The following is a 4,116-nucleotide window of genomic DNA, read 5'->3' as shown; positions in this document are numbered from 1 at the left end:
CATCCGCTCCAGCACGCGTGCGGAGCCGGCGTACGGGTCCATCCATTCGTGACCGAGGGCGATTTCCATCTTTGGGGGGCCCGCAAACGCCGGGCGCGCGCAGCCGCGGGCTGGGCTGCGCCGCCCTGGGGGGGGGCGGCGTGCGCGGCCTCGGCCGGCCTTGCCGGCCGCAGGGCGGCGCGTCACCTTGCATGGTCATCTCGAGCGATCAGTTCCATCAGGCGGCGCGCCGCCGCATCCCAGGAATACAGCGCCGCGCGTTCCCGCCCGGCTGCGCGCAGCGAGTCCGCAAGGCCCGGTTCGTCCAGCAACCGCGTCAGCGCGGCGGCCGGCGTCGCGGGACCGTCGGCGTCGAACCACAGCGCCGCATCACCGCACACTTCCGGCACCGCGCCGGCACGCGCAGCCAACACCGGGCAGCCGCACCACATCGCCTCCAGCGGCGGAATGCCGAAGCCTTCGTAGCGCGAGGGGAAGACGAGGCAGAGCGCGTTCTCGTACAGCGCCCGAAGCTCGCCATCCGTCACGCGGCCGAGCAGCCTGGTGCCGGCCGCGTCCGCCGCGCCGCTGAACACGCCGCCCTCCACCGCGCCGGCCACCGCCAGCACCATGCCGCGCGCGGCGAGCAGCGCGGCCGCTTCCTGCAGCGCGCCGAGATTCTTGTGGGCGGCGCGCGTGCCGACCGCCAGCGCGTAGCGGCCCGGTTCCAGCCCGTGCTTCGCCAGCACCGCGGCATCGGAGGGCTCGCGCAGCACATGCTCGCCGCCTTCGGGCATCACCGCGATGCGGCCGGGGTCCAGCCGCAGCCGCGCCGCCAGCCGCGCGCGCGAAAACTCCGAGACGGTGATCACCTGCGCGCCGAGCCGCGGCAGCGAGAGATGCAGCGAGCGGTACCAGGCGCGGAAGGCGAGGGAATAGCTTTCGGGCGTGTCGAAGACGCCGGCATCGTGGATCACCACGATGCGCTTCCCGCCACAGCGCAGCGGTGCCGTGTTGCCCAGGCTGATCAGCGTCGCGGGGTTGGACGCCTTCGGCAGGTCGAGCTGTTCCCAGTTCTGCCCGCCGCGCGTGCCGACATGCTCCACCGGCACCTCGCCGAGACGGTCCGGCGCGCCGGGCGGCGCCAGCAGGCGGAAGCGCAGGCCGTTGCGCGCCAGCGCCTGCGTCACCTCGGCGGCGAAGCGCTGCACGCCCGTGGTGCGCTGCGTCAGGAAACGCCCGTTGATGGTGAACGCCGTCACGCGGGCTCGCCCTTCAGCACCGCGCGGATGCGCCAGGGCCGGCGCAGCAGGCCGCGCGCGTCGCGCCGCTCCGCCGCGGTCAGCGCCATCACGGCGGCGACGGCGAAGGCTGCCAGCGCCAACACGCCGAGCACGGCCAGCGCTGTCGTGCCGTCCACGGCCAGCAGCGCGACCAGGCCGACGCCGCCGGCCGCCAGGGGCAGCGCCAGCGCGCGCGCCGCCTCGGCAGCGGCGGGATAGAGCCGCGCACAAAAGAAAAGCCGACCCGCCGCGTCGGTCGCGCAGCGCGCCGCCCAGGCCAGTGCCGCGCCCTCGATGCCGAAGCGCAGCAGCAGCAGGACCGACAGCGGCAGGAACACCGCCGCCTGCAGCAACTGCCACTTGGCGTTCACATCCGGCCGCCCGATCGCGTCCAGCAACGCCCCCGGCGCGAAGGCCGCGCACGAGAAGAAGATGCCGACCGCGAGGATCTGCAGCACGCGCCCGCCGCCTTCGGCGAATTCCGCGCCGAGCCAGAGCTTCAGCAGCCACGGCCCCGTCGCCACCAGCACCAGGCAGGCCGGCAGCACGGCGGCCAGCGTCAGCAGCGCACCGCGCCGCAGCAGGCCGGCCGTCGCCACCGCATGGGTCGCATAGGCCGAGGCCATGGCCGGCAGCAGCGCCTGCGCCACCGCGACCGGCAGGATCCACATGCGCATCACGAGGTCGAGCGGCGTGGCATAGAAGGCGACGGCCGAGAGGGTCAGGAAGGCGCCGATCAGGAAGCGGTCCGCATAGAGCAGCGCCTGCGTCAGGATGCCGGAGGCGCTCATCCACCCGCCCATGCGCAGCAGCGGCGCCAGCATCGCCCAGCGCGGCCGCCGCACGCCGAGCCCCGGCAGGTCGCGCCGCGCCAGCCAGAGATAGCTGACCGTGTTCGCCAGCCGGCAGGCCAGCAGCGCCAGGATCACGCCGACCAGGCTCTGCCAGACCAGCAGCACCAGCGCGGGGCCGACATAATAGAAGATCGCGACCGGGATGGTGACGAGGTTGGCCTCCCGGAAGCGCTGATGCGCCGCCAGCGCGCCCCACAGCGCGGCATTGACCACCACCAGCGGCGCGGCGAGGCAGAGCAGGCGGAAGGCCGCCACCGCCTCCGCCTGCAAGGCGGGCGGCGTGTTCAGCAGGCGCTCGACCAGGAAGGGCACGAAGGCGAAGGCGGCGAGCGCGACGGCGGCGCTCAGCAGCGCGAGCGCCGTGATCGCCGCGCCGGCCAGGTCCGCCGCGCCCTCGCGCTCTCCGGCGCCGATCCGCGCCGCCAGCGCCCGCGTCAGGGCCGCGCCGACGCCGAGGTCGAAGACGCCGAAGACGCCGACCAGCGCCAGCGCGAGGGTGAAAAGGCCCCAGCGCTCGATGCCCATCTGGTGGACCAGCACCGGGGTGAGCGCAAGGGCGAGGAGCAGCGGCAGCCCGCGCCCCGCGGCATTCCACAGCGTCCCGGAGAGAAGCCGTCCACCGGAGGCGCGTTGCTCGGCCGTCTCGGCCATGACCTGCGCCATCCTCATGCAGCCCGCGGCGACCGCCGCGGGCCGTAAAGCCTCAGCGGCCCTGGATCAATAGGCGCCGCGCCGCGCCAGCACCGCGAGCGGGGTGCGGAGCAGGATCTTCACGTCGTTCAGCAGGGAGGGCCGGGTGGCATAGGCCACGTCGAGCGACACGCGCTCCGCATAGGTGGTGTCGTTGCGGCCGCTGATCTGCCAGGGGCCGGTGATGCCCGGGCGGACGGTCAGGTAGTGCTGCGCGGCGGCGCCGTAGAAGGACGCGAGCTCGCTCGCCTGCACCGGGCGCGGGCCCACCAGGCTCATGTCGCCCCGGAGCACATTGATGAGTTGCGGCAGCTCATCCAGCGAGCTGGCCCGCAGGAAGCGGCCGATGGCGGTGACCCGCGGGTCGTTCTTCAGCTTGCGCGTGGCCTCCCACTCGGCGCGGGCGGTCTCGTCGCTGTCCAGCAGCGCGGCGAGCCGGCGGTCGGCATCCATCACCATGGAGCGGAACTTCAGGCAGCCGAACAGGCGCCCGTCGCGGCCGACGCGCTGATGCGCGTAGAAGGCCGAGCCGCCATCCCGGCGGACCAGCGCCGCGATCGCGAGGAAGGCGGGCAGCGCGATCAGCAGCAGCAGGCCGGCGCCGGCGATGTCCATGGCGCGCTTGATGGCGGGCCGCAGCGCCGTGATGAGGCGCTCGGCCCCCTCGCTACGCGCCGGGGCCTGCCCGGCCGCCGCTGCGCCGCCGGCCAGCATCGGCTGGAGCACGACGGAGTGCTTGGTCTCTCGCTCGACGGCAAGCGTCTGGAATGCGTCCAGGCCGGGCATCGAAATCCTCTCGGGCGGGGGCGGCCCGCTCTGTCCAGGTCAGGAGGCCCTGAGGGTGGATCCGTGCTTCTGCCGGGTCGGGGGGCCGGGCCGAGGCGGGATCATCCGCGAGCTTTTCCTTCTGACGCAGAAGTAGTGGTCGCCCTCGGCGGGTTTGCGACGCGCTTGCGGCCGGATTGTGGCGCGTGGTCCAGCGGACGGGGATGCAGGATTTCGCGCGCGTCCCGCATGAATTCGCGGGCGCTGCCGCCCCAGTTCTGCCATGATTCGCGCATGGCACGGATTCTCTTGCCCCATGGCGGGGCGGCCGGGATGCCGCCGGGGCGGCCTTACCGGCCGGAGCGGCAGGGCTGCGATCCCGTCGCGCCGGCCCGTGGCATCGCCGGCGCGCTGGCGATCTCGGCGCTGTTCTGGCTCGCCCTGGCCTTGCTGCTGCCGCTGGTGCTGTAGGCGGGACCGCCCCGTGTGGAGGGGCCGGGCGGCCCCCCCCGGGGGCGGGGCGCCGCGCCCCCGGGGGGGCGCGC

At 74.2% G+C, this 4,116-nt stretch carries 4 protein-coding genes; 1 reads left to right on the top strand and 3 read right to left on the bottom strand.

From position 1 onward, the window contains the following. Positions 1 to 182: 182 nt before the first annotated feature. The 3 genes from AC1MIR_RS17850 to AC1MIR_RS17840 all read right to left on the bottom strand — a co-directional run bounded on the left by AC1MIR_RS17850 (position 183) and on the right by AC1MIR_RS17840 (position 3,592). The gene (locus tag AC1MIR_RS17850) at positions 183 to 1,241 is read right to left on the bottom strand and encodes a glycosyltransferase family 4 protein (RefSeq protein ID WP_480029527.1); all 1,059 of its coding nucleotides are present in this window, start codon (positions 1,239 to 1,241) and stop codon (positions 183 to 185) included. Further along, a complete protein-coding gene (locus tag AC1MIR_RS17845) occupies positions 1,238 to 2,767 on the bottom strand; it encodes a flippase (RefSeq protein WP_480029526.1) in 1,530 nt (509 codons plus the stop codon). The genes AC1MIR_RS17850 and AC1MIR_RS17845 overlap by 4 nt, the downstream gene beginning before the upstream one ends. Before the next feature lie 66 nt (positions 2,768 to 2,833). Next, complete coding sequence (locus AC1MIR_RS17840; RefSeq protein ID WP_480029525.1) at positions 2,834 to 3,592, bottom strand: sugar transferase; 759 nt, start codon at positions 3,590 to 3,592, stop codon at positions 2,834 to 2,836. 273 nt (positions 3,593 to 3,865) lie between these two features. On the opposite strand from AC1MIR_RS17840, the gene AC1MIR_RS17835 reads away from it, so the two are divergent. Further along, complete coding sequence (locus tag AC1MIR_RS17835) at positions 3,866 to 4,042, top strand: hypothetical protein (RefSeq protein WP_480029524.1); 177 nt, start codon at positions 3,866 to 3,868, stop codon at positions 4,040 to 4,042. Positions 4,043 to 4,116 lie beyond the last annotated feature (74 nt).

It is taken from the genome of Falsiroseomonas sp. RANM36 (assembly GCF_056682175.1).
Note: the sequence above shows the minus strand (reverse complement) of the source record. Positions and strands in the feature narration are given on the sequence as shown.